This is a genomic window from Paenibacillus sp. P4_A7 (assembly GCF_056402455.1).
Map to the genome: position 1 here is coordinate 1 of NZ_JBFUHJ010000909.1, position 643 is coordinate 643.

Annotated in this window: 2 protein-coding genes; both read right to left on the reverse strand. The window is 50.4% G+C overall.

Features of this window, described 5'->3' with window-relative positions; genetic code table 11:
• On the reverse strand, window positions 1-172 hold a 172-nt coding region (locus tag AC1DWN_RS34875), incomplete at its 3' end, for an IS66 family transposase (protein ID WP_477563369.1).
• Between the two features lie 68 nt (window positions 173-240).
• The gene (gene tnpB, locus AC1DWN_RS34880; RefSeq protein WP_477563368.1) at window positions 241-594 is read right to left on the reverse strand and encodes an IS66 family insertion sequence element accessory protein TnpB; all 354 of its coding nucleotides are present in this window, start codon (window positions 592-594) and stop codon (window positions 241-243) included.
• Between the last annotated feature and the right edge of the window lie 49 nt (window positions 595-643).

Here is a 643-nt window from a genome sequence, read left to right on the forward strand (position 1 = left end):
GATCAGGATGCGTCTTCTCACTGGAGGCGCCAAAGCGCTTCTGCTGCGCAAGCCGAAACTGCTCTTCGTACCATTTGAGCTTGGCTGTGAGCTCGGCGTTTTGCTGCTCTAATCTGGCGTTTTGCTGTGCCAATTCTTCTGTTATAAGTAGGGTATCCGCTCGATTTTTCATACACTATATCTTCGCCAACCGCCCTCTACATCCCTGCTACAAGGTATGAAAAATGGCGAACATTCGCGCTAAATCACAGTTTCAGCTGTGACTTTCGGATGCGCTTGCCGCTGGCTGAGTGCAAGTCCGTCTAGCAGCCAACGCAGCTCTCGAGAAGAAACCGTTACTGCCCCTTCGCTACCCGTTGGCCACTGGAACGTCCCGCGTTCAAGACGACGATAGAACAACCAAAAGCCATTGTGCTCCCAGTAAAGGATCTTGAGTTTATTGCGTTCGCGGTTGCAGAACACGAACAAACATGGGGAGAAAGGATTGAGACCAAAGCCTTCTTGCACAAGCGCAGCTAATCCGTCAATGGATTTACGAAGATCCGTTGTCCCACATGCGAGATAGACTTGTTGAGAGCTAGATAGTGTCAGCATGGTGCTTCCAAGGCTTGTACGACTTCGCGAAGTAGGCATGGATTAAACC